Source organism: Occultella kanbiaonis, from assembly GCF_009708215.1.
Classification (GTDB): Bacteria; Actinomycetota; Actinomycetes; order Actinomycetales; family Beutenbergiaceae; genus Occultella; species Occultella kanbiaonis.
The window spans coordinates 4,735,592-4,759,504 of the sequence record NZ_CP046175.1 but is presented as its reverse complement, the minus strand read 5'-3'; the positions used below and the strand labels follow the sequence as shown (position 1 = coordinate 4,759,504).

The window sequence follows — 23,913 nt, the reverse complement described above, 5'->3', positions numbered from 1 at the left end:
CGAGGTGGACGGTGCGGATCCGGAGGGCGCGCCGAACCGGCGGGGCACCGGAATCACGCAACAACGGCGCCCCAGGGGCGCCGTTGTCACCTTCAGTGGCGTACGAGCGATCAAGCGTGCATATCCGGTACGGGTCGCTACGGGACGGATCCCGGTCGCCCGGTCCTATTCGTGGACCTATCGCGCGTGGGTACTCGCCGCTGCTGGAGTTGTCCTCCATTTCTACTCCCTCGGGCTGGGGTTGGGAAGGGATCGACGATCGTGTCCACAGGCGATCCCCGACCCCTCACCGTCCACAACGGGGTGATCGGGGCGGCGACGGCGTGGCCGCACGGGGCACGCTCAAGGCCCGACCCGAGGAGTCACGGTGTCCCTGGAGCAACCGATCATCGCCCTGCGTTCGGCCGACGCCGCCCTGATCGAGCAGGTGCGGGCGGTGACCTCGCTCGCCGGGGTGCCGCTGGCGATCCACCCGCCCGCCGCCGGGCCGCCGGAGGCCGGTCTGCTGCTCGACAGCGCCACCGAGTGGGGTCCGCAGGACCCGTCGTGGACCGAGGTCCGGCACCGGTCCGCGTGGGTGAGTGTGGTGCCCGGGGCAGCCGCGCCCGACGGCGGAGCGTGCCTCGTGCTGCCGGGTGCCGCCGAGCAGGTGCTCGCCCGGGCACGTGCCGCGACCCGGACGCGGCGTGCGCAGGTGGTCGGCGTGATCGGCGCCCGTGGCGGCGTGGGCACCTCGGCGCTGGCCACCGCGCTGGCCCGTGCCTGCGCGGATGCCGGGTTGGGTGTGGCCCTCGCGGATCTGGACCTGAGCGGGGCGGGCGTGGAGCTGATCCTGGGCATCGAGCACGAGGGCGGGGTCCGCTGGGGCGACCTCGCCGGGGACCGGGGCGGCTTCGACTCCGAATCGCTCTCGGTGGCGCTCCCGGTGTGGCACGGGGTGCACGTGCTGTCCGCGGACTGGCGGGGCGGCCCGTCACAGGGGGCTGAGATCCCCGTCCTCGAGGCGCTGGCCGCCGGTCACGACGTCCTCGTCCTCGATCTCGCCCGAGGTGCGGCCGAGTCCGGCGAGGCCAACTGGGTGCCCTTCTGCGACGTGGTCCTCGTGGCGGCGACCTGTGATGTCGCGTCCGCCGCGGGTGCGCAGGTGCTGGCCCGCGCGCTGACCGGCGCGGACGTACGCCTGGTGGTCCGGGGCCCGGCGCCCGGCGGGCTGACCGCCCAGGAGATCGCCCGGGCCTGCGAGCTGCCGCTGGAGCTGACCATGCGCCCCGAACGGTCCCTCGCGGCCGCCGTCGAACGGGGTGTCGCGCCGGGTGAACAGCGCCGAGGTCCGCTGATCCGCGGCGCACGCACGCTCGTCGGCGCACTCGGCCTCGCCGACTGATCGGCACCGACGATGACGAGCACGAGGGCCGCCCGGGTACCCGATCGGCCGCCGCTGGCGAACACCGGTGCCAACCAGGTGGGCGATCGGCTGCCGATGGCGAAGGCTGGGGTCGATCAGGTGCGCGACCGGCTGCTCGGGAGCCACCAGGAGCCGGACCCCGGCCGGGTCACCAGGGCGGTCCGGGAGACCTCCAGCCCGATCGGCGACCGTGACCTGATCACGCTGGAGCGGGACGCCAGGGCCGAACTCCTCGGCGCCGGCCCGGTGCTGCAGCCGCTGCTCGACGACCCCCGGGTGACCGACGTCCTCGTGAATGCCGACCACGGTGTCTGGGTGGATCGCGGCGACGGCCTGCGCCGGGTCCCGGCGGCGGGTCTCGGCGACATCCGCACCCTCGCCACCCGGCTCGCCGCCGTCGCCGGCCAGAGGCTGGATGACGCCGCGCCCGTTGCGGAGGGACGACTTCCGGACGGCACCCGCCTGCACGCCGTGCTTGCCCCGCTCAGCGCGGAAGGTGCGTTGATCTCGCTACGCACGGTCCGCCGTCGGGCGTTCCGGCTCGCTGAACTGGTCGAGGACGGGTTCCTCGACGACCGGTCCGCGCAGATCCTCGCCCAGCTCGTGCGCGTGCGCGCGAACGTTCTGGTCAGCGGCGCCACCGGCAGCGGCAAGACCACGCTCCTGGCCAGCATGCTCTCGCTGGTGCCGCCGAACGAACGGATCGTGTGCATCGAAGAGGCGGCGGAGCTGGCGCCGGACCACCCGCACGTGGTGCACCTGCAGGTCCGACGGCCGAACGTGCAGGGCGTCGGCGGGATCGGGCTGGACTACCTGGTGCGCACGGCGATGCGGATGCGCCCGGACCGGCTGGTGCTGGGGGAGTGTCGTGGAGCCGAGGTCCGGGAGGTGCTCGGTGCCCTCAACACCGGCCATGACGGCGGGTTGGCCACGGTGCACGCCAACGCGGCCACCGATGTTCCGGCCCGCCTCGCCGCGCTCGGCACACTCGCCGGGCTGAGTCCGGCAGCAGTCGCGATCCAGGCGCTCAGTGCGTTCGACGCGGTGGTGCACCTGCGCCGGACCGAGGGCCGTCGTCACGTGGATCAGGTCGCGGTGCTCTCGCCCGACGGCGGTGACGGCATGCGCTGCGAGGTCGCGATGGGTCGTGACGGCCGCGGCGGGTGGCGCTGGGGACCGGGCTGGCCGGCGCTCGCCGAGCGGTTGGACGCGGCACGGTGAGCGGGGTGCTCGGGGCCGTGCTGTGTGTCCTGGCCGTGTGGCTGCTGACGGCGCCCGGTCACCGTGGCACACCCGCGCGTCCGCAGGACCGGGGTCGTCCGCGCGGCCGCGCGGATCGACGCTCGAGCGCCGGGCCCGGCCGCCGCGCGCCGCGACGAGGTCTCTGGAGGCCGCGCGACCGACCGATCCTCATCGGTGAGGTGCTCGTGGAGGTCGCCGCGAGGCTGCGGTCCGGGTCCGACGTCGAGTCCGCGTGGGAACGGGCGCTTGCGAGCACCGGCATGGTCGGACCCGCCTCGGCCGCGGACCCGGTGGTCCATTCCCTCGCCGTGCGGCCCCGACCACCCGCCGCGCGGACCTCGCCGGGCGCGGACGAGTCATGGATGGCGGGCGACCGCGGGCCGTCGGGCGTCCCGGATCCGCTCACGGAACTCGCCGAACGGGTGGGGCACGGCGCGGACGAGGCACAGGTGGCCGGTGCCATCGCTGCCTGCCGGATCGCCCATCGCGTGGGCACGCCGCTGGCCGATGTCCTCGAGCGCTGTGCGAGTGGGCTCGTCGAGTCGGCCGAGGCGGCCTCGGCCCGGCGCGCTGCGCTCGCCGGCCCCAGGTCGACGGCACGACTGCTCGCCTGGCTGCCGCTGGCCGGCGTGCTGCTCGGCACGGGCCTCGGTGCCGATCCGCTCGGCGTGCTGCTCGGCGGCGGGATCGGCGGCTGGTGCCTCGTGCTCGGGGTCGGACTGGTCGTGGTCGGCCGGCGGTGGGTCGCGACGCTGGTGCGTCGAGCCGAACGAGCGGGTGCGTGATGAGTCCGGCGTGGCTCGCCGCCGTGCTGATGGTGCTCGCGGCGGTGCCGTGGGCGCTGCGACGCGTACCACTCGCGTACGCACCGTCCGCGCGGCCCACAACGGCAGCGTCAAGGACCGGCGAGCCGGCGCACAGCCGGCTCCCGTTACGACGTCGGCACCGGGAGTCCGGCCCGGTCGTCGATCCCGCGGTGGTGCTCGACCTGCTCGACGCGGCGCTCACCGCCGGCGTCTCGATCCCCGCCGCGCTCGATGCCCTTGGACATGCGCTGCCGGCCGAGCAGGGTGAGCCGCTCCGGCGCGTCGCCGGCGCCCTCCGGCTCGGTGCCGACTGGGATCAGGCCTGGCTCGGCGTCGACGACGGTTGGGCTGCGGTGTCTCGGGCGCTGGCCCCCGCCTGGTGCGACGGCGTGGCGCCCGGAGCAGGCCTGCGCCAAGCCGCGGAAGGGGTCCGTGCTCGCCGGGGCGCGAGCGCCCGGGAGGCCGCGGCCCGACTGGGTGTGCAGTTGGTCCTCCCACTCGGGCTGTGCCTGCTCCCGTCCTTCATCCTGCTCGGGCTGGTCCCGGTGCTGCTGTCGACAGGGCTCGACCTGCTCGGGCCCTGAGCTCCAGTGACCCACCGCGAGACGGCCGATGCCCGGCCGTCCACAGGAGCCCCGGCGCCCAGAGCCGCTGGCGGTGGCAGCGCCCACAGTGGAGGCAGGACGGGGTCGGCCGATCCCGGAGACGAGAGGAAGAACATGAGAATCGCCAAGTTCGGAGCCGCGGCGTGGCGCCGCTTCGTGTCGGGTCTGCGGCGTCGGTACGTGCTGGTGCGGCGCACGGCTGAGGCGGGGATGGCCACCGCGGAGTACGCCATCGCCACCCTGGCGGCCGTGGCCTTCGCCGGGTTGCTCCTGGTGATCCTGCGCAGCGACGAGGTCCGCGGGCTCCTGCTCGGGATCATCCGGCAGGCGCTGTCGGTGGGCGGCTGATCCGTGCAGGCACCCGGGAAGAGTGGCCAGGCCGGTCGGAGTCAGGCCGGTCGGAGCCGGGTCGGTCGGAGCCGGGTCGGTCGGAGCCGGGTCGGTCGGAGCCTGGCCGGTCGGAGCCGGGTCGGTCGGGGCCTAGCAGGCCGCACGGGCCGCATCAGGCCCGGACACGGCCACTCCCGCGGCGTGCCGGGCGTTGGGCAGCGCGAGCAGGGCTCGGTCACGGCCGAGTTCGCGATCGTGCTGCCCGCCGTCGTCCTGGTGCTGGTCGCCGTCCTGCTCGTTGCGGCGGCGGCGACCGCCCAGGTGCGGTGCACGGACGCCGCTCGTGCGGGTGCCCGCGCGGCCGCACTCGGCTCCGGTGAGGCGGAGGTGGCAGCCATCGCCTCCGACCTCGCCGGCGAGCAGGCTCAGGTCTCGGTCACGTCCGCCGACGGGTGGGTGGTGGTCCGCGTCAGCGCACCCGTGGACGCGGGCCCGTTCGGGGCCGCTGGGCTGATGGCCTCGGCCGAGTTCTCCGCACGCGCCGAACCCGGGAGTGGGCCGTGACACCGGTGCGGTTCGTGCCTGCCGCGTCGGGTGAACGTCGTGCCCGCGCTCGGTTCGCCCACCGAGGTATCTCGAGCCGCCTCGGCGAGGGAGAACGGGGATCGGCCACGGTCCTGGTTCTCGGCATCGTTGCGGCGGCGCTCATCCTCGCCGTGTTGATCGGCGGGTTGGCCCGGGTCACGAGTGCGCGCGGCCTGGCGCAGGGGTCGGCCGATCTCGCTGCCATCGCCGGTGCCGAGGTGGCGGCGGGCCGCTCCGGCGACGCGTGCGCGGCCGCGGGTGGCGTCGCGCAGCGCCACGGCGTCGAGCTCGACTCCTGTGTCGTGTCCGCGGGCGGCATGGTGACCGTGCAGGTCGGGGTCCCGGTGACGCCGGTCCCCGGGTGGTCGGCCCGGGCCACCGCGCAGGCCCGGGCCGGGCCGGTCGGACTGGAGTGAGTCGCGCCGGAGTCGGTCGGGCCGGAGTCGGTCGGCCCGGAGTCTGTCGGCCGAGGGGCACCACCCCCGCTGACTCCCATCGACGGTGACCACCAATCACCTTGACGGTGACAGATCGGCGGTGCAGGGTCGCCTGCGATGACCTCGACACCGAACGACGGCCCGGCGACGCCAAATGATGTCGGAACTGCGTCAGCCGACGGCTCCGCTCCGCCCCCTTCGGGGTCGGGCAGCCTGCTGACCTTCAACGCCCCGCTCTCGTCCCAACGCGCCCATCGCCTGGCGGCCGACCTCGCGGCGACCAGCCCGGCGTTGATCGTGGACCTGGGCTGCGGCTGGGCCGAACTCCTGCTCATGACGCTCGCCGGGGCACCGGAGGCTCGCGGCATCGGCGTGGATGTCCATGGCCCGGACCTCGAACGCGCGCGGGTCACCGCTGCGGGCCGCGCCCTCGGGGACCGCGTGGACCTCGTCGAAGGCTCCGCCGCCCAGCCCACCGAACCGGCCGACATCGTGCTGAACATCGGCGCATTCCACGCCTTCGGCTCGATCCCCGAGGCACTCACCGCGCTGCGCGGCCGTGTGCGCGACGGTGGACGGCTGCTGTTCGGAGTCGAGTACTGGGAGCATCCACCCACGGCGACCGAACTCGCAAACATGTGGGAGGGCACCACCGCCGAGGACTGTCCGTTGCTCGCCGACCTGGTCGATCAGGCCATCGCCGCCGGCTTCCGTCCGATCCGCACCGAGACCGTCACGCGGGAGGAGTGGGAGGAGTACGAGTCCGGTCATATGGCCGACCGGGAACTCTGGCTCGCTGCCCACCCGGACCACCCGGACGCCGATGCGGTCAGGCAGGGCCTGGACGCGCAGCGCTCGATCTGGCTGCGCGGGCACCGGGACGTCATGGGATTCGCCTATCTGACGCTCGCCGCCACAGACGTGCCGCAACCGGCGACCGCGTAGCCGCGGGATCAGGGCGCGGGTCAGGATCGGGCCCGCGCCGCCGCGAAGTCGCGTCGAGGATCAGCGCGACGTCAGGATCAAGACCGCGCCACGAACTCGCCCGGGGATCAGCGCGGCGTCAGGATCGCGCACGCGCCACGAACTCGCCCGGGGGTCGGCGCGACGTCAGGATCAGATCTGCGCCGCGAACTCGCCGGCGTACGGGATCGGCTCGATGACGTCGACGAGGACGCCGCCGGGCGCCACGACGATGAAGTGCCGCTGCCCGAAGTCCTCCGAGCGGAGCTCGAGCGCGACCCGCACATCGCCGGCGGCAGTGAGCCGGGCGTATTCCTCGTCGACGTGATCCACCTCGATGTTGACCAGCACCCCGCTCGCCGCGGCGCGGAAGCCGCTGGGGATCGTCGGATGGTCGGCGTCGACGAAGGCCAGCTCCCAGCTGTCCCGGCGCAGCGAGACGTACCAGTCGGCCTCGAACACGGTCTCGAAACTGAACCGCTCGGTGAAGAAGGCGGCGCTGGCCGCCACGTCCGTACTCATCAGGACCGGGTAGATGCTGGTGATCATGGGATGCCTCCAGTTAGATACACTCTGTATGTATAGAGTCCACCGTAGAATACGTACAGACTGTTTGTAAAGGAGTTGGCCGTGGCCAGAGCGACCAAGGCGCAGAGCGAGGCGACCGAACGGCGGCTGCGTGAGGTGGCCCGCGAGCTGTTCGCCGAGCACGGGTATGCGGCGGTCGGTCTCGAGCGGGTGGCGGAGGCGGCAGGTGTGACCCGGGGCGCGGTCTATCACCACTTCGGCGACAAGCTGGGGCTGTTCACGGCCGTGCTCGCCGACGCCCACGCCGTGATCGCGGACGCCGTCGCGCACGCGGCCCCGGGCGCGGGCTGGCCCGCGATCAGGGACGGGAGCGCGGCATTCCTGAAGGCCGCAGTGGAGCCAGGTATCCGGCGGATCGTGCTCGTGGACGGACCCGCCGTGGTCGGCTGGGAGTCCTGGCGCCGGATGGACTCCCAGCAGTCCGCGCACCTACTGGCCGAAGGACTGGCCGCGCTCGACGATCTGGCCGTGGACCCCGGTGCCGCCGGTGCGCTGCTCGGCGGCGCGATGAACGAGGCGGCGATCTGGATCGCCGACGGCGGACGACCGGAACTGGCCGAGGCGGCGCTGAACCGGATGATCGACTCGCTGCGTCGCTGACGAATCGCCGCATCGTCGGCGCAGGCTGATCGACGTTGCTCGGGTACGTCGCCGACGGGGCGCGCGGTCGTCGCAGCGAACAGATGGTGTCCGACGGTGCTGCGACAATCGGCGAATGGCCGACCGGGACACGCTGCAGGTGCTCCTGACCGGTCGTCGTGAGCAGGACAGTCTCCTGCACGTCGAGCGGATGCCGGCGCGTGCCGGCCGGACCGCCGCGTGGCCGCAGTGGGCGGACCCCGACCTCGTGAGCGCCTATCGTGCCCGCGGCATCACCGAGCCCTGGGTGCACCAGGTGGAGGCCGCGGAGGCCGCCTGGGCCGGGAGGCACGTGGTCCTCGCGACCTCCACGGGATCCGGCAAGTCGCTGGCCGGGTGGCTCCCGGCGATCACCGCCATCCGCGCCCAGGCCCCCGGCACCAGGATCTCCACACTCACCCGTCGTCCGAGCGTCCTGTACCTCAGCCCCACGAAGGCGCTGGCTGCGGACCAACTGCACGGACTCACCGAACTGCTCCGCGCCGGAGCGATCAGGGACGTGCGGGCCGTGACGTGCGACGGCGACACCCCGCTGAACGAGCGCGACTGGGCCCGCGACTACGCAGACATCGTCCTGACGAACCCGGACTTCCTGCACTTCTCCATGCTCAGCGGGCACAAGCGCTGGCAGCGACTGCTCCGCGGCCTGCGGTACATCGTCGTGGACGAGTGCCATGCCTACCGCGGGGTCCTCGGCGCGCACGTGGCCCTGGTGCTGCGCCGGCTGCTCCGGCTGGCCGAGCACTACGGGGCACACCCGACGGCGATCATGGCGTCGGCGACGACGGGGGAGCCGGAGGTGACGGCGGCCCGGCTGCTCGGGGTCGATGCCGCCGAGGTGCATGCCGTCACCGCGGATGCCTCGCCCGCCGGCCGGCGCACCGTCGCGCTCTGGATGCCGCCGTTGCTCACCGACGCCGAAGAGGTCGCCGAGGACGACTTCGTCGACCAGGACCTGCCGCCGGGTGTCCCGAGCGGTGCCCCCGAGGACGGTCCGCGGCGGTCGGCCCTGTCGGAGACCGCGGACCTTCTCACCGACCTCGTCCGGGCCCGACGCCGCACCCTCGCCTTCGTCCGCTCGCGCATCGGCGCCGAGGTGATCGCGGTCCACACCCGCGACCGGCTCGGCCGGCGCTGGCGCGCGCCCGGCGCCGCCCCGGACCCGAGCGCCCAGGAGGACCTGGCGGACCGGGTCGCCGCCTACCGGGGCGGATACCTGCCCGAGGAGCGCCGCGAGCTCGAGGCCGCTCTGCGGACCGGCGACCTGCTCGCGCTCGCCTCGACGAACGCCCTCGAGCTCGGCGTGGACATCTCAGGCCTCGATGCCGTCCTGATCGCCGGCTGGCCGGGAACCCGGGTGTCGCTGTGGCAGCAGGTCGGCCGGGCCGGCCGGGCGGGCGCCGAAGGTCTCGCGGTACTCATCGCCAGCGACGACCCGCTGGACTCCTACCTGGTGCACCACCCGGAGGCGATCTTCGGCGTCGCGGTCGAGGCCACCGCGTTCGACCCGGCCAACCCCTACGTGCTCGCCCCGCACCTGTGCGCCGCCGCCGCCGAACTCCCGCTGACGGAGGCCGACCTGGCCAGGTTCGGCCTCGCCGACGCCGCCCTCCCGGACGAGCTCGTCGCGCGGGGGCTGCTGCGCCGTCGTCCCGGCGGTTGGTACTGGAACTACGCCCGCCCCGAGCACCCCGCCGGGCTCACCGACCTGCGCGGCGGGAGCGAGGCGCAGGTCCAGGTCGTCGAGGAGGGCACCGGCCGTGTGCTCGGCACGGTCGACGGTGACCGCGCCGACGCCACCGTGCACGAAGGGGCGGTCTACACCCACCAGGGCCGCACCTACCGGGTGGAGCACTACGGCGACGACGTCGCGCTCGTCACCGCCCAGAACCTCGGCTACCGCACCCGGGCCCGCTCCGACACCCACGTGCGGATCGTCAGCACGGACACCGAGCAGCAGTGGGGACCGGTCCGGTGGAACTACGGGCACCTCGAGGTGACGGCCCGGGTGAACGGCTATGACCGCCGCCGGCTGCCTGGCATGGAGATCATCGCGTCCTACCCGCTCGACATGCCTGAGCGCACCCTGCACACCACCGGCACCTGGTGGCACGTGGACTCCTCGGTCCTCGCCGAGGCAGGCGTCGGCCCCGCGAACCTGCCAGGGGCCCTGCACGCCGCCGAGCACGCCGCGATCGGACTGCTCCCGCTGATCGCCACCTGCGACCGGTGGGACATCGGCGGACTCTCCACGGCGATCCACGCCGACACGTTCGAACCCACCGTGTTCGTCTACGACGGGTACCCCGGCGGCGCCGGGTTCGCGCAGCGCGGCTTTCGCGCGGCCCGCACCTGGATCGCCGCGACCCGGGACGCCGTCGCCTCATGTCGGTGCGCGACGGGCTGCCCGAGCTGCGTGCAGTCGCCCAAGTGCGGGAACAACAACAACCCGCTGGACAAGGCGGGCGCCCTGATCGTGCTCGGACTGCTCCTCGAGTTCGCACCCGGGTCGTGAGCCTCGGCCCGACCACGCTGGTACCGGCACCTCGCTGATCGCTACCGTGTGAACGTGACCACCGCGCAGATCCGCCAGCTCCCACCCACCCAGCAGCGCATCGTCGACGAGCTCGGCGTCCCTGCCGAGTTCGACGCTGCCGCCGAGGCCGAGCGCCGGATCGGGTTCCTGGTCGAGTACCTGCGCCGCACCGGTGCGGCGGGGTACGTCCTGGGCATCAGCGGCGGGGTGGACTCCACGACGGCGGGACGCCTCGCACAACTGGCCGTCGAGCGGCTCCGTGCCGAGGGCAGGCAGGCCGCGTTCGTGGCGGTCCGGCTGCCGTACGGGGTGCAGGCCGACGAGGCCGACGCCCAGGTGGCCATCTCCTTCATCGAGGCCGACGAGGTGCTCACCGTGAACATCGCCGAGCCGACCGATGCCATGGTCGCCGCGGTCCGGGCCGGTGGCGCGACCGCCCCCAGCGAGGCCGCGGCGGACTTCGTCAAGGGCAACATCAAGGCCCGCCAGCGGATGGTCGCCCAGTACACGATCGCCGGCGCCCGCAACCTGCTCGTGATCGGCACCGACCACGCGGCCGAGGCGGTCACCGGCTTCTACACCAAGCACGGCGACGGCGCCTGCGACCTGACCCCGCTCGCCGGGCTCACCAAGCGTCGGGTCCGGGCGATCGGTGCCCACCTGGGCGCGCCGGAGCAGCTGGTCACGAAGGTCCCGACGGCGGACCTCGAGGACGGCAAGCCCGGCAACCCGGACGAGGTGGCCCTCGGCGTGACCTACGAGGCGATCGACACCTACCTCGAGGGTGGCGTCGTCGCCGAGGCGGACCGCGAGACGATCGAGGCGGCCTTCGCCCGCACCGGGCACAAACGGGCCATGCCGGTCACCCCGGACGACCTCGCCCTCCTCTGACCGGGCCGGCGACTACGCCGCCACGTCGGTGGACCTGCCGGCCGGCGCGCCCAGCTCGACGGGCAGCGTGCTCACGTCCTGCCGGTCGATCACGCCGGTCCGCTCGAGCTTGTTCCACCGCGACGGTGCCCCGGCTGCCTCGAGCAGCAGGGCCCGGACCACGACGAGACTCATCGCGAGCGAGTACACCGTCCACAGCGGCAGCACGTAGAGGAACCGCAGATCACGCCAGGCCCGGTCGAGGGCGATCGCATAGACCACCGTGCCGACCGCGGTCGCCGCACCGATCAGGCCAACCCCGGTGAGTACCTGCGGCGACAGGGGCAGGTCTCCGGAGACCAGCAGGGCGAGCGTGAGCAGCAGGGACAGCACCTGCAGCACGGGCAGCACCAGCATCGCGAGCACGTTGTACGGCAGGTACCAGCCCAGCCGACCGTGCCGCGGGGAGAACATCAGGTCCCGGTGCAACAGGGCGGTCTGCGCGAGGCCACGGGTCCAGCGCACCCGTTGCTTCCAGAGGCCGGCAGCGGTCGACGGGACCTCGGCGTAGACGAGTGCGTCCGGGCGGAAGGCGACCCGGTAGCCGGCCCGGTGCGCCCGCCAGGTGAGCTCCAGGTCCTCGCCGATGAAGCCCTCCCGGAACGTCCCGATCTCATCCAGGACCGAGCGCCGGAACGCGCCGATGTTGCCCGAGACGATGGTGAGCAGGTTCACCGAGGCGAGGGCGCGTCGGGCGAAGGCGGTGCCGTGCGTCAGCAGTGCCAGCAGTCGCGTCTGTACCCGGTCCAGGTTGGCCGGCTCGTCGTTGCCGCAGACCGCGCCGACGTCGGGACCGGTGAAGCCGTTGAGGAGTCTGCCGATGGTGTTGCCGGTGAACAGCCCGTCCGCGTCCACGAACACCAGCACCTCCCCGGTGGCCCGCTCGATCCCCGCGTTCAGGGCGGCTGCCTTGCCGCCGTTCGGGCGATGCAGCACGGTGACGTTCCCACGGGCCAGGTAGCGGCACAGCAGTGGCAGGGTGTTGTCGGTGGACCCGTCGTCGACCAGGATCACCTCCTTGTCGGCGTAGTCGTCCGCGAGGATCGACTCCACGCAGGCGGCGATCACCCGGCCCTCGTTGTAGGCGGGCACGATCACCGACACTCGGGGCCGCCAGGACGCCGGCACCTCCCGGCGCCGGCGAACCTCGAACGCCAGCGCGAGCGGGTAGTAGGCCAGTTCGATCAGACCGATCAGCAGCACCGGCCCGACGAGCAGGAAGTAGTACTGCCCCAGTGTCGCGATCACCGGGTCGCCCGGGCCAAGGTATCGACCGGTCCGGCGTACTCGCCGAGCAGCGCGTCCAGCATCTCGGGGGCATGGGCGCTGTTCGCCCCGAACCGGGCGTTGAGCTCGAGGACCGCCGGTTCCCCGCTCGCGCGGCGTCGGATGTCGACGTCCACCGGCCCCCGCAGACCGAGCGCACGGGCGGCGGCCCGGGCGAGGGCGGCCACGTCCTGGGCCTCGACCCGCCGGACCGACGTCGCGTTCCCCACCGCGCCCTGCGCCAGGCCGACCTTCTCGAGCACCACCACGACGTCGTCGTCGGGCTCGGCGGCCACGTACACGTTCGGGCCGTACTCGGTGCCGGGCAGGAACTCCTGGGCGAGGACCCGGGCGCCCCACTCGGTGCGCGCGCTCGGCGGCTGCGCGTGCAGGACGACGCCGCGGCCGCCCCGGCCGACCCGCGGCTTGGTGAGGAACGGCAGACCGAGCGGCCCCGCCACGCCGTCGGGATCGTCCGGCACCGGCCAGAGCGTGCGCGGCGTGGTCAGGCCCGCGTCGCGCAGCGCGCGCTCGGTCAGCCACTTGTCGTCCGCGAGCGCGACGGCGGCCCGGTCGCCCACCACGATCGGCACCCGGTGCCCCGGTGGGTCGGGTACGGCGACGTGTGCGGCCAGGGCCGGGAGCTCCTCGCTGACGGTCGGCACGACGAGGCGTGCGCCCCAGTCCCGGGCCCGCGCCAGCAGCACCGGCACGAAGGCCGCGGACCGCGCGAGCGGCACCACCCGGGTGTCCACGCCGGGAATCTCGACCGGCTCCGCGTCGACGCCGACCACGGGCAGCCCGCGCTCCTGCAACTGCCGTACCAGCGACCGGCCGGCCGGGCCGCCGGCGCCGGTCACGAGGATCGGCCGGCCGCTCACAGGTCACCCGCCACGAATCCCATCAGGCGCACCGGCTCGAAACCCTCGGCGTGGCGCACCTTGGCCTGATCGCCCCGGTGGACCGCCTTGCCGTGCACCCGTTCGGCGGACATGTACGGCTTGTCCCTCTGGTTGCCGTGCGTCGCGACGGCGCCGGCCTTGACGTCCACGTAGCCCTCGATGTCGACGAAGACCGAGGGATCGAACGCCCGGGTCGCCGACGGACTCTCGTAGCACAGGATCGCCGGGTGCCTGCGGGCTGCCCTGAGGGTGGCGATGTGCACGGCCCGGTGGTCCTGGTGCTGGTCGTTGGCCGAGTGGGTGAAGATCACGTCCGGATTGAACCGACGGATCTTCGCCTCGATGACCTGCATCATCTCGACGTCGGACTCCTCCAGCCGGGTGTCTGTGAAGTCGTGGACCTCGGTGCGGGTGCTGCCGAGGAATCCGCCGGCGCGCACCGCCTCGTCGGGTCGCCGGTCGCCGTCACCGCCAACGGATCCCGCGCTCATCACCAGCTGGTGCACCTCGTGACCGGAGTCCACGAGCCTCGCGAGGGTGCCGCCGCAGGCGAGCTCGAGGTCGTCCGGGTGCGCGCCGATGGCCAGCACCCGGCGCGGCAGGAGCGCTCCGGGGGTCGCCACCCGGTGGGTCAGCGCGAGCACGGTGACCGTGGCCAGGCTGAGCATGCTGGCGAGCGTCACACCGATCACCAGCCAGTCGTGCGCGGCCGGCGAGACGGCGCAGTAGAGGTTCGCCGGGACGAGGACGATCGCGGAGACGACGGCCACGACGATCAGCAGTCGGTGTCGCCGGAGACGGCGGGCCAGCACCGAGCCGAGGCCGAGCGCGGCGACCGCCGCCAGGGTGTGGCACAGCGCGTGCACACCGAGCAGGGAGAGTGACATCGTGGTTCAGCTCCACTCGAGGGACCGGAGGGTGACAACACCAAAGGTCCTGCGCGCGAGTAAGGACTCCATGAGTGGAGCGTGAGAGAGGTCTCATCTGAGCGGGCGGGTGACGATCCCCACCGGGGCCGGGTGCCTCAGCCGCCGGCGAACATACCGTCGACGTCCGGCAGGTCCCGGAACCCGGAGAACGTGCCGGTGTCGGCGATCTCCCGCGCGACGCCGAGGAAGGCGCCCCACGCCGAGCGCGCCAGGGTGCCGCCCACGCTGATCCGCCGCACGCCGAGCTCGCCCGCCTGCGCCACGGTCAGGAACGGCGCGTTGATCAGCAGGTTCACCGGCTTCGGCGCGACCGCGGCCACGACCGCCTCGACGTCCTCGACCGACGTGATCCGGGGCGCGTAGAGGCAGTCTGCACCCGCCTCGGCGTACGCGCGCAGCCGGCGCACGGTCTCGACGATGTCCGGGCGGCCGACGACGAAGCCCTCCGACCGCGCGGTCAGCAGCACCCCCGTTCCGCTCTCGTCGATCGCGCGTCGCGCCGACCGCACCCGCTCGAGGGACACCCCGAACGGGAGCAGCGGCTCGGTCGCATCGCCCGAGGAGTCCTCGATCGACAGGCCGGCGATACCGGTCGCGACGGCGCGGGTCACGTTCGTGGCCACCTGCTCGGGATCGACGGCGTAGCCACCCTCGAAGTCGGCGTTCACCGGCACCTCGACGGCGTCGGCGACCTCCTGCAGGTGCGCGAGGACCTGCTCGAGGTCGACGTGGGTGTCCGCCCGACCGCGTGTCCAGGCGAACCCCGAGCTCGTCGTCGCCAGCGCCGGGAAACCGAGCCCCGCCAGGGCCCGCGCGCTCCCGGGGTCCCAGGGGTTCGGCATCACGAAGGTGCCACCGGAGTGCAGGCGGTGGAACGCTGCGACGCGATCGGCCTGGACGTGCATGGCACACCTCGAGAAGGGGCTGGGTTTCGCACTCTACTCCGACGTGGCGGGGTCCGAGCGGGTCCGCGAGGTGGACCTGAGCGGGTCAGCGCACGGCGATCTCGATCAGGTCGACCACACCGTCCTCGACGCCGATCCGGAGCGTGGCGGGGCCGGGGACCGTCGGCGTCGAGCCGCGCCAGGTGGTCCCGGACCAGGCGCCGGTGACCGCGACGCCGCCGAGGCGCACGGCCAGGGCGCCGGAGGGCGTGGCCGGGTCCGCCGACGGGGCCGGAGTCGGCGTGATGCCCGACGGCGCAGCCGGCCCGGTCCGCAGGGTCACCGTGGTCTCGGGTGCGCCGCCGGGGCGCGCCGCCGGCTCGGCGACGTGCAGGTCGTAGTCGATCCGGTCCCCGGCGCGCAGGTGCGCCGTGAACGTGCCGGCCCGGGCGCGCTCGGCCGGGTCGGCGGCGAACGGGTTCACGTCGGGGTCGCCGCCGGTGTACCGGATGGTCACCGGGTCGTCGGCCCACGGCTCGTCGGCGGCGCCGCCGGCCGTGGCCGCGGGCTCACCTGCGCCGGCACCGGAGAACGCGTAGGCCGGCAGGGTCACCGGCGCGCGGTGCAGCAGCGCCGCGATCACCTCACCGTGCCAGGTGCAGTTCGGCAGCCGCACCGCCTCGACGAGCGCGAGCAGCGTGGCCCAGGCGGCGTCGGGGTCGGGCCGCTCACGCAGGCCGGCCGCGTACCCGGTGATCGCCTCCCATCCCGGCGGTGGCACGACCACGGCGGGGGAGTGCGGGTTGTCGATCTTCTTCCAGGTCCAGAAGTTCCAGCCGATGCCCTGGGCCGTGTACAGCCCGAACGCGGCGGCGAGCCAGTCGGTGCCGTTCTCGCCGCCCTCGCCCATGTAGATCGGCAGGCCGAGTCGGTCCCGGACCTCGAGGACATGCGCGATCCCGGCCCGGTCCGGCGGCGCCCAGTACCGGTGGAACTGGATCGCAGAGTTCGCGTCCCAGACCTCGGTGAAGATCGAGACGTCGCTGGCCCAGTGCAGACCTTCGTACATGATCAGGTGGTCGGGGTCGATGGCCCGGATGGTCGCGGTGAGGTCGCGGTACAGGTTGACCAGGTCGACGGCGTGGGCGGCGGCGTGCTCGTTCGGCAGCGGTTCGTTGAGCAGGTCGTAGGCCGCGACCACCGGCTCGCCGGAGTACCGGCGGGCCAGTTCGGCCCACAGCGCGACGGTCAGCGCGCGGTAGCCCGGATCGGTGAACAGTTCCGGGCGCCCGCGCGGTGAGTCGTCGATGTTGGTGCCGGTCTGCCCGCCGGGGGCGCCGTGCAGGTCCAGCACCACGTGCAGGCCGTGCGTGCGGCACCAGTCGATGCACGCGTCGACCAGGGCGAACCCGTCGGCGAGGAACGCGCCCGAGTCATCCATGACGACGCGGGAGTTGATCGGCAACCGCACGTGGTCGAAACCCTGCGCGGCGATCTCGGCGACGTCGGCCTCGGTGAAGAACGACGCCCGCCACCGGGTCCAGAACGCCGCCGCCCGTTCGGGCCCGACCAGGTCGGCGAACAGGGCCTCGATCTCCCGCGGGGACTGCGCGGGCACGCCGGCTCCGGGCCGCTCGGCCGGCCGGAAGCCCCACATGTAGCCCTCCGGCAGCAGCCAGGTGCCGATCCCGACGCCGCGTTCGAGCGCCGGTGCGCCGGTGCCGTCCACGATCCGGGTGCCCGCGCGGCGCACGAAGGAGCGCGCGGTGACGTCCGGACGCGTCGCGGCGAGCGGGCTCAGCGGCGGGTGGGTGCCGGACACGGTGGAGCTCATGCGTGCACCACGCCGTCGGCAACGGGCATGTCCGCACCCTCGACGGTGACGTTCGCGGTGGCGCGGATGTCCGCCACGGACCGGCCCACGTGCACCCGATAGGTGCCGCCGACCCGCCGCCACCCCGGCGATCCCGATCCGGCAACGACCCACCGCTCGACGGCACGCGCGGGCACCCGCACGGTCACCGCGGCCACGGCACCCGCTGCCAGGTCAGTGCTCGCGAAGGCGGCCAGCCGCAGCATCCCCGGGTCACCGGGTCGCTCCAGGTACACCTGCACCACCTCGCGCCCGGCGCGCGGTCCGACGTTGGTGACGTCCACGCCGACCGTGAGATCGCCGTCGGGCTCGAAGGTCACGGCGGCCTCGCCGTGGGTGAAGTCGGTCCAGCCCAGCCCGTGCCCGAACGGCAGCGCCGGCGTGCGGCCGAGCCGCTGCCAGCCCAGGTAGCCCACGTCCGTGCCCTCGCGGTAGTCGATGACGCCGTCGATGGGCACGCCGTCCGGGACCGGCACGTCGTCGGCGCTCGCGGGCAGCGTCCACGGCAGTCGGCCGGCGGGCTCGGTCCGGCCGAGCAGCACGTCGGCGAGGGCATGCCCGAACTCCTGCCCCGGCAGCCACGCCCAGAGCACCGTGTCGACCTCGTCGAGCCACGGCAGCAGCACCGGCGCGCCCGCGTTCACCACCACCACGGTGCGCGGGTTCACGGCCGCGACGCGGCGGACGAGCTCGTCCTGGCGGCCCGGCAGCGCGAGCGAGGCGCGGTCCCAGCCCTCGCTCTCCACCTCGCCGTTCGTGCCGACCACCACGACCGCGACGTCCGCCTCGGCAGCCAGGGCCACGGCATCGTCGATCTCGGTGCCGGAGTCCGGGCCGGGCAGCGCGTGCCGCAGCGTCGCGCTGATGAGCCGCCCGTACTGGCCGGTGTCCACGACGTGCAGGCGCAGCTCGACCGGGACGTCCCGCGACCCCTCGACCGCGACGGGCACCCGTACCCCGAGGGGTGCGTTCACCGACGAGTTCAGCACCGCCTGGGCGCCGTCGTCGTCGCGGACGCTGGCCACCAGCTCGCCGTCGACGAACACGTCGTGGTAGCCGATCGCGCCGAGCTCCAGCTCGTGGGTGCCGTCCCCGGTCAGGTGCACCGTGGTACGCAGGACCAGCTCGGCCGTGTCCGCCGGGAAGCCGTAGTGCCAGGTCCAGTCGGTGCGGGCAGCGGACTCCTGCGCGAGCAGCGCACCGCCGGCGTCGTGGGCGCTCAGGTGCACGCCGGGCCCGCCGGTGACGGGGTCCGTGACGAGGTCGGTGCCGAGCATCGGCGCATGCGCGAGCACCGCGCCACCGCGGGCGAAGCGGACGACGGCGGAGGTGCCGTCGAGCGCGTCCGTGAGCCCTTCGAGGGGGCTCACCTCGTGCTCGACGCGCACCTTCGCGCTGCCGCCGCCCTGCACGTAGGGCTCGACGGCGTTGGCGCCGATGAGCGCGATCGTCGGGCCGGCGGACGCCGCCGCCAGTGGCCACGCCGTCCCGCGGCGCAGCACGACGGTCGCGCGCGCCGCGAGGTCGCGCGAGACCGACCGGCCCTCCTCGGCGAGGTGCGCCGGGATCGGCACCGGACCTGCGCCGTCGAGCTTGCCGACGCGCTCGGCCAGGCGCAGCAACCGGACCACCTTGTCGTCGATGACCGACTCGGGCACCTCGCCGGCCTCGACGGCCGCGACGAGCGCGTCCTGCCAGGGCCCGTGCGGTCCGGGCATGACCAGATCCATCCCGGCGTTCGCCGTCGGGGCGGTCGTGCGGGCCGCCGCCCAGTCGCTGACCACGAGCCCGTCGTAGCCCCACTCCTGCTTCAACAGGGTGGTGAGCAGCCGGCGGTGCTCGCCCGCGGGGGCGGACTCCTCGCCGTCGTCGAGGCCGTTGTAGGCGGACATGACCGTCCAGGCGCCGGCCTCGACCGCACCCCGGTGGAACGGCGGCAGGTACGCCTCGCGGAGGGTGACCTCGTCCACCCGGGCCACGTAGGTGGTCCGGTCGGTCTCGGAGTCGTTGGCGACGAAGTGCTTCGCGCAGGCTGCCACGCCGAGGTCCTGCATCGCGGCGATGACGGCGGCGCCGACCTCCCCGGTCAGGTACGGGTCCTCGCTGTAGTTCTCGAAGTGGCGTCCGCCGACCGGGATCCGCTGCAGGTTCAGCACCGGGGCCAGGACCACGTCCACGCCCCGGCGCCGGGCTGCCGCCGCGAAGAACCGGCCGATCCGCGCCGCCTGCTCGAGGTCCCAGGTGGCGGCGAGCGCACTCGGGGCCGGGAGCGAGGTCGACGTGCCGGGCTCGATGCCGCGCACGCCCGCCGGGCCGTCCGACATCACGACCTCCGCCAGGCCGATCGCCTCGTGGGCGTGGGTGGTCCAGGCGGTGGCGCCGGTGAGCAGGGTGACCTTCTCGGCGACGGTCAGGGTGGCGACCCGGGCGAGAAGGTCTTCGGTGGGCAGGGAGGTCATCGAGATCCGATCGTTGCTGCGGGGTGGTTTCGAGTGGGCCGGAGGGGTCGGAGAAGTCGTCTACAGTCGCCGACATGGGTATCGATCCGGACGTGGCGGCGTCCGTCCGCGCGGACGGGGTGCAGAAGCAGCGCACCAGGCGCCGGCGGCAGGAGATCCTCGAGGTGGCCTCGCAGACGTTCGCCACCCGTGGCTTCTACAACGCGTCCCTGGCCGAGATCGCCGACGAGGTCGGCATCTCCGCGGCCGGGATCCTGCATCACTTCAAGAGCAAGGACCAGCTGCTCACCGAGCTCCTGCACCACCGGGACATGGCCGACATCGAGGAGGCCGGGCACGGGCACGGCCTGCGCGGCCTGGAGTTCCTGCACCACCTCGTCGACACCGCCGCCCGGAACGCCACCCGGCCCGGCATCACGCAGCTGTACACGGTGCTGTCCGCGGAGTCGGTGACCACCGACCACCCGGCCCAGGCGTGGTTCCGGGCGCGCTACGAGGGGCTGCGCGCCATGGTCACCGAAGCGCTCGCCGACGCGCGGGACATCGGCGAGCTCCGCGACGACGCGGACATCGCCGAGACGGCCACGGCGATCATCGCGGTGATGGACGGGTTGCAGATCCAATGGTTGCTCGCTCCCGGGACGGTGGACATGGAGGCAGTGACCAGGCGGACGATCGATGCGTTGATCGCCGCGCTGGCCCCGGAGGAGGACTGAGGGCCGCGGGCGGGCTCAGCCCTTGATGGCGCCCGTGAGCACGCCCTTCGTGAAGTACCGCTGCGCGAACGGGTAGAGCAGCAGGATCGGGATCGTGGCCACCACGATCACGGCCATCTGCAGCGTCTGACCCGGTGGCGGCGGCTGGTCCGGTGCCTGGATCGAGGTCAGCGCCGAGCCCTGCACCACGTACTGGTTCAGGACCACCTGGATCGGCCACTTCGTGGTGTCGTTGAGGTAGATCATCGCGTTGAAGAACGCGTTCCAGTACCCGACGGCGTAGAACAGCGCGATCACCGCGAGCACCGCCTTGGACAGCGGCAGCACGATCTGCGTGAAGATGCGCAGGTCGCTCGCGCCGTCGAGGCGGGCCGACTCGAGCAGTTCGGAGGGCAGGCCCATGAAGAAGTTCCGGACCACCACCATGTTGAACGCCGAGATCAGGCCCGGGATGATCAGCGACCAGTACGAGTCCAGCATCCCGAGGGAGCGCACCAGCAGGTAGTTCGGGATGATCCCGGCCCCGAACAGCATGGTGCACAGGACCAGCACGAGCACGAACTTCGCGCCGGGTACGTCCCGGGTGCGCATCAGCCCGTACGCGAGCGTGGTGGTGAAGATCATCGACAGCGTGGTGCCGACGGCGGTGATCCCGATCGAGACGAGCATCGCCCGGGTGACCACGTCCCCGCCGAGGATGGACCGGTAGGCGTCCAGCGAGAACGACGTCGGGAACAGGCCGCCGGACGCGGCGGCCTCGCGGGAGGCGAAGCTCATCGCGATGACGTACACGAACGGGTACAGCATCACGAGCACGATGAACGCGATCGTGACCGCCTTGGCCGCCTGGACGGGCTTGGACGGGACGCCCATCCAGACGGGGCGGTTCGGGTACCGGCGCCGGTCGTCCGGTCCCCTCGTTGGCGTAGCGGTGGGGAGCAGGGCCGCCATCAGAACAGTCCTTCCGTGCCGAGTCGCTTGGCGAACTTGTTGGCGGCGATGACCAGGATGGTGCCGATCACGCCCTTGAACAGACCGGCGGCCGTGGACAGGCCCCAATCGCCGCCGGCGATGCCGCGGTAGTAGACGAACGTGTCCAGGACCTCCGCTGCCGCGGACCCGACGGCGGGCTGCTGCAGCAGCAACTGCTCGAAGCCGACCGTGAGCACGTTCCCGATGGTCAGGATGAGCAGCAGCGTGATCACCGGCACCAGCCCCGGCATGGTCACGTGCCAGGTGCGCCGCAACGACCCTGCGCCGTCGACCGCGGCCGCCTCGTACAGCTCGTTCGGGATCGAGGTGATGGCGGCGAAGAAGATGATCGTGCCCCAGCCGATGTCCTTCCAGATCACCTGGGAGACCACCAGCGCCTTGAACGTGTCCGGGTCGGACATGATGTTCACGCCGTCGATGCCGATGGCGGAGAACAGCTCGGCCACCGGGCCGGCGCCGCCGAGGACCTGCTGCCAGATCGCGATCACGATCACCCAGGAGATGAAGTGCGGCAGGTACACGATCGACTGCACCACGCGCTTGATCCGCTCCGAGATGAGCGAGTTCAGCAGCAGCGCGAGCAGGATCGGAGCCGGGAACGCGAACACGATCTGCAGGAACGAGATCACCAGGGTGTTCGTCAGCGCCCGCATGAACTGGGGGTCGTTGAACATCGCGGCGAAGTTCTGCAGGCCCACCCATTCCGAGCCGCCGATGCCCCAGTACGGGGAGTAGTCCTGGAACGCGACCACGTTCCCGGCGAGCGGCAGGTAGGCGAAGATCAGGAAGAACAGCAGACCGGGCACGATGAAGAGGTAGGTGGCCCGCTCGCGTTTCATCCGCGTCCACGTGGTGGCCCGGCCACGGGCGTCCCGGCCACGGCCCCGGTTCCCCCCGCGCGCGCCGCCACCTGCGCCGCTCCCGCCGCCGGCCGACGTCTCGCGGCGCGCGTCCTTCCCGCCGGGCGCGCCCGCCGCTGCGGTCTCCACCACGCTGCCGGGCAGGTCCGAGGCCGACGTGCGTGCGTTGACTGCCACCGGCTCAGGCCTCGTCGAGGGCGGCCTGGTAGGCGTCCCGGACGGCGTCGCCACCGGCGGACCGCCACGCCTCGCGGTACTCCTCGATGGCGCTCAGGTCCATCCGGCCGGAGACGATCCCGCCGCGGTAGTCGGTGTCCACCTCGGACATCCGGGACCCGTTCTCCACGGACGGCTCGTTGTAGATCCCGACCACGGGGCTCGGCACGGTCGCCGCGATGAGCACCTCGACGGACTCGCGGAAGTTGTCCACGAACTCGAGCGCGTTCGCTGGGATGTTGAACGACGGCGACTTGAAGGCGCCAAGCCACTGCAGGGCCGCCCGGTCGGAGTTCGCGGTCTCGTCGTCGAGGCTGAGGATCTCGTTGCCAGGGCCGAACTCGAAGTTGTAGCCCTCCACGCCGGTGTGGATGAAGAGGGCCTCGGTGCTGCCGTCCGGGGCGCGCCAGTAGTTGATGACGTTGAGTAGTTCGGCCAGGCGCTCCGGGTCCTCGGCGGCCTTCGCGGAGATCGCGACCATGCCCCAGTAGCCGTCGTTGCGCTGGATCAGCAGGTCGCCGCCGTCGAACGCGGGCGGGACGAACAGGCCGGGCGCCGCACCCGGGGTGATGTCCACGGTGTCCCGGAAGATCCCGGCCCCGAAGAAGCCGTTGAAGGAGTCCACCGTGAGTGCCACCTGGCCGTTCGTGAACAGTTCGGCGGCCTGGTTGCCCTGGGTCGCCAGGGCCAGGGCGTCCGGGTGGTAGACGCCGGCGTTCCACAGGCTGTTGTGGAACGCGAGGACGTCGGCGTAGGCATCGGTCTCGATGATGTTGACGACCTTGCCCGCGTCATCGACCTGCCAGGTGGTGCCGGCCCGGAACATCCACTCCACGTAGGACTGGGCCTTGCCGTCGAAGGCGGCGATGCCCCAGTGCTGCTTGCCGTTGACGGACCCGAGCGCGGCGATGTCGCTCATCATCTGCAGGTAGCCGTCCGCGTCGTCCGGGATCGCGTCGTGTCCCGCGGCGGCCATGAGGTCGTAGCGGATCGCCGGGAAGTTCGTCAGGTACGGGTCCTCGTTCGGGACCCCGAAGATGTGCCCGTTCTTGGCGGACGCGGTCCACGCGTTGGAGGCGACGTTCGCCAGGTTCGGCCACTGCAGGATGCCGTCGCCGGCGAGCACCTCGGACAGGTCCGCGAACACGCCGTCGCCGATGGCCTGCGCTGCCACGGCGTTCGTGTCCTGCACGAAGGACAGGTCCGGGATCTCGCCGGAGGCGATGGTGGTGGCCATCTTCTCGTTGTAGGTGTCGAACGCGACCAGGGTCGGCTTGAACTCCCCGCCGAGTCGCTCGTTGAGGCTCACCCAGTACTCGTTGGCCGGGGCGTCCTGCGGTGGCGCGCCCCACAGCACCTGGAACGTGGTCACCTCGCCCCCGGAGAGCGGCACCTCGGTCACGGAGTCCGTGTACTCGGCGATCGGCTGCGTGTAGATCGCCGGCATGCCCTCCACCTCGCTGACCAGGCCGCCGGGGATCTCGGGCGGCGCCACGTAGGTGGGCAGTTCCAGCTCGACGGCGTCACCCGGGTTCGGGCGGTTGCCGCCGCCACCGCCGGACGAGCACGAGGCGAGCGCGACACCGGCGGTCGTGACGCCGGCCACGGTGAGGAAACCGCGGCGGGTGAGGGGGATGTGGATCGGGGCCTGCGACATTGGGGTTCTCCTTGGACGTGGCGACTCTGCCGACGTCCAGGAACGCTAGTCCCGATCTTCGATTTTGTCTAACGTCCGTTAAGTAACAGGGT

Annotated in this window: 22 protein-coding genes; 12 read left to right on the top strand and 10 right to left on the bottom strand. The window is 72.8% G+C overall.

All coding sequences use genetic code 11. From position 1 onward, the window contains the following. Nucleotides 1-367: 367 nt before the first annotated feature. The 8 genes from ssd to GKS42_RS21805 all read left to right on the top strand — a co-directional run bounded on the left by ssd (nucleotide 368) and on the right by GKS42_RS21805 (nucleotide 6,355). Nucleotides 368-1,384 (top strand): septum site-determining protein Ssd, encoded by a 1,017-nt coding sequence (gene ssd / locus GKS42_RS21840; RefSeq protein WP_154795738.1) that lies wholly within the window; start codon nucleotides 368-370, stop codon nucleotides 1,382-1,384. 12 nt (nucleotides 1,385-1,396) lie between these two features. After that, nucleotides 1,397-2,626: a TadA family conjugal transfer-associated ATPase gene (locus tag GKS42_RS21835; RefSeq protein WP_232847790.1), complete on the top strand. Its 1,230-nt coding sequence runs from the start codon at nucleotides 1,397-1,399 to the stop codon at nucleotides 2,624-2,626. 200 nt (nucleotides 2,627-2,826) lie between these two features. Next, entirely contained in the window at nucleotides 2,827-3,432 is a 606-nt protein-coding gene (locus GKS42_RS21830) for a type II secretion protein F (protein WP_154795737.1), read from the top strand. Further along, nucleotides 3,432-4,037, top strand: a complete 606-nt coding sequence (locus GKS42_RS21825) for a type II secretion system F family protein (protein ID WP_154796897.1) — start codon at nucleotides 3,432-3,434, stop codon at nucleotides 4,035-4,037. The genes GKS42_RS21830 and GKS42_RS21825 overlap by 1 nt, the downstream gene beginning before the upstream one ends. A gap of 135 nt (nucleotides 4,038-4,172) precedes the next feature. Then, nucleotides 4,173-4,406, top strand: a complete 234-nt coding sequence (locus GKS42_RS21820) for a DUF4244 domain-containing protein (RefSeq protein ID WP_154795736.1) — start codon at nucleotides 4,173-4,175, stop codon at nucleotides 4,404-4,406. Between the two features lie 183 nt (nucleotides 4,407-4,589). Further along, nucleotides 4,590-4,952: a TadE family type IV pilus minor pilin gene (locus GKS42_RS21815; RefSeq protein ID WP_154795735.1), complete on the top strand. Its 363-nt coding sequence runs from the start codon at nucleotides 4,590-4,592 to the stop codon at nucleotides 4,950-4,952. Next, on the top strand, nucleotides 4,949-5,389 hold the full coding sequence (locus GKS42_RS21810) for an Rv3654c family TadE-like protein (RefSeq protein WP_210769241.1): 441 nt from the start codon (nucleotides 4,949-4,951) through the stop codon (nucleotides 5,387-5,389). Before GKS42_RS21815 ends, GKS42_RS21810 begins: the two co-directional genes overlap by 4 nt. 138 nt (nucleotides 5,390-5,527) lie before the next feature. Further along, nucleotides 5,528-6,355, top strand: a complete 828-nt coding sequence (locus GKS42_RS21805; protein WP_154795734.1) for an SAM-dependent methyltransferase — start codon at nucleotides 5,528-5,530, stop codon at nucleotides 6,353-6,355. A 171-nt stretch (nucleotides 6,356-6,526) separates the two neighbouring features. On the opposite strand, the gene GKS42_RS21800 is transcribed toward GKS42_RS21805, so the two are convergent. Further along, nucleotides 6,527-6,922, bottom strand: coding sequence for a VOC family protein (locus GKS42_RS21800; protein ID WP_154795733.1), 396 nt, complete (start codon nucleotides 6,920-6,922; stop codon nucleotides 6,527-6,529). A gap of 81 nt (nucleotides 6,923-7,003) precedes the next feature. Here GKS42_RS21800 and GKS42_RS21795 point away from each other — a divergent pair, with 81 nt between their 5' ends. The 3 genes from GKS42_RS21795 (at nucleotide 7,004) to nadE (ending at nucleotide 11,027) form a co-directional block, all read left to right on the top strand. Further along, entirely contained in the window at nucleotides 7,004-7,561 is a 558-nt protein-coding gene (locus GKS42_RS21795) for a TetR family transcriptional regulator (RefSeq protein ID WP_154795732.1), read from the top strand. A 115-nt stretch (nucleotides 7,562-7,676) separates the two neighbouring features. Next, nucleotides 7,677-10,115, top strand: coding sequence for a DEAD/DEAH box helicase (locus GKS42_RS21790; protein ID WP_154795731.1), 2,439 nt, complete (start codon nucleotides 7,677-7,679; stop codon nucleotides 10,113-10,115). Between the two features lie 54 nt (nucleotides 10,116-10,169). Then, nucleotides 10,170-11,027, top strand: coding sequence for an NAD(+) synthase (gene nadE / locus GKS42_RS21785; RefSeq protein WP_290368035.1), 858 nt, complete (start codon nucleotides 10,170-10,172; stop codon nucleotides 11,025-11,027). A gap of 12 nt (nucleotides 11,028-11,039) precedes the next feature. Here nadE and GKS42_RS21780 read toward each other — a convergent pair whose 3' ends face one another. The 6 genes from GKS42_RS21780 to GKS42_RS21755 form a co-directional block, all read right to left on the bottom strand. After that, entirely contained in the window at nucleotides 11,040-12,314 is a 1,275-nt protein-coding gene (locus tag GKS42_RS21780; protein WP_232847789.1) for a glycosyltransferase family 2 protein, read from the bottom strand. After that, entirely contained in the window at nucleotides 12,311-13,213 is a 903-nt protein-coding gene (locus tag GKS42_RS21775) for an ATP-grasp domain-containing protein (protein ID WP_174791106.1), read from the bottom strand. Before GKS42_RS21775 ends, GKS42_RS21780 begins: the two co-directional genes overlap by 4 nt. Next, a complete protein-coding gene (locus GKS42_RS21770) occupies nucleotides 13,210-14,121 on the bottom strand; it encodes a PIG-L deacetylase family protein (protein ID WP_154795730.1) in 912 nt (303 codons plus the stop codon). The genes GKS42_RS21775 and GKS42_RS21770 overlap by 4 nt, the downstream gene beginning before the upstream one ends. Before the next feature lie 137 nt (nucleotides 14,122-14,258). Further along, nucleotides 14,259-15,068, bottom strand: a complete 810-nt coding sequence (locus GKS42_RS21765) for an isocitrate lyase/PEP mutase family protein (RefSeq protein ID WP_154795729.1) — start codon at nucleotides 15,066-15,068, stop codon at nucleotides 14,259-14,261. Between the two features lie 85 nt (nucleotides 15,069-15,153). After that, the gene (locus tag GKS42_RS21760; protein ID WP_154795728.1) at nucleotides 15,154-16,881 is read right to left on the bottom strand and encodes a cellulase family glycosylhydrolase; all 1,728 of its coding nucleotides are present in this window, start codon (nucleotides 16,879-16,881) and stop codon (nucleotides 15,154-15,156) included. Next, nucleotides 16,878-19,379 carry a glycoside hydrolase family 3 protein gene (locus GKS42_RS21755; RefSeq protein ID WP_154795727.1) on the bottom strand — a complete coding sequence of 834 codons (2,502 nt, stop codon included), beginning with the start codon at nucleotides 19,377-19,379 and terminating at the stop codon, nucleotides 16,878-16,880. Before GKS42_RS21755 ends, GKS42_RS21760 begins: the two co-directional genes overlap by 4 nt. 74 nt (nucleotides 19,380-19,453) lie before the next feature. Between GKS42_RS21755 and GKS42_RS21750 the strand changes: the two genes are divergently transcribed. Beyond that, nucleotides 19,454-20,095: a TetR/AcrR family transcriptional regulator gene (locus tag GKS42_RS21750; RefSeq protein WP_154795726.1), complete on the top strand. Its 642-nt coding sequence runs from the start codon at nucleotides 19,454-19,456 to the stop codon at nucleotides 20,093-20,095. A gap of 15 nt (nucleotides 20,096-20,110) precedes the next feature. Here GKS42_RS21750 and GKS42_RS21745 read toward each other — a convergent pair whose 3' ends face one another. The 3 genes from GKS42_RS21745 to GKS42_RS21735 are packed head-to-tail and all read right to left on the bottom strand — an operon-like array spanning nucleotide 20,111 to nucleotide 23,821. Further along, a complete protein-coding gene (locus GKS42_RS21745) occupies nucleotides 20,111-21,046 on the bottom strand; it encodes a carbohydrate ABC transporter permease (RefSeq protein ID WP_174791104.1) in 936 nt (311 codons plus the stop codon). Beyond that, the gene (locus GKS42_RS21740) at nucleotides 21,046-22,077 is read right to left on the bottom strand and encodes an ABC transporter permease (protein ID WP_435529679.1); all 1,032 of its coding nucleotides are present in this window, start codon (nucleotides 22,075-22,077) and stop codon (nucleotides 21,046-21,048) included. Before GKS42_RS21740 ends, GKS42_RS21745 begins: the two co-directional genes overlap by 1 nt. Before the next feature lie 52 nt (nucleotides 22,078-22,129). Beyond that, nucleotides 22,130-23,821 carry an extracellular solute-binding protein gene (locus tag GKS42_RS21735; protein ID WP_154795725.1) on the bottom strand — a complete coding sequence of 564 codons (1,692 nt, stop codon included), beginning with the start codon at nucleotides 23,819-23,821 and terminating at the stop codon, nucleotides 22,130-22,132. Nucleotides 23,822-23,913: the final 92 nt, after the last annotated feature.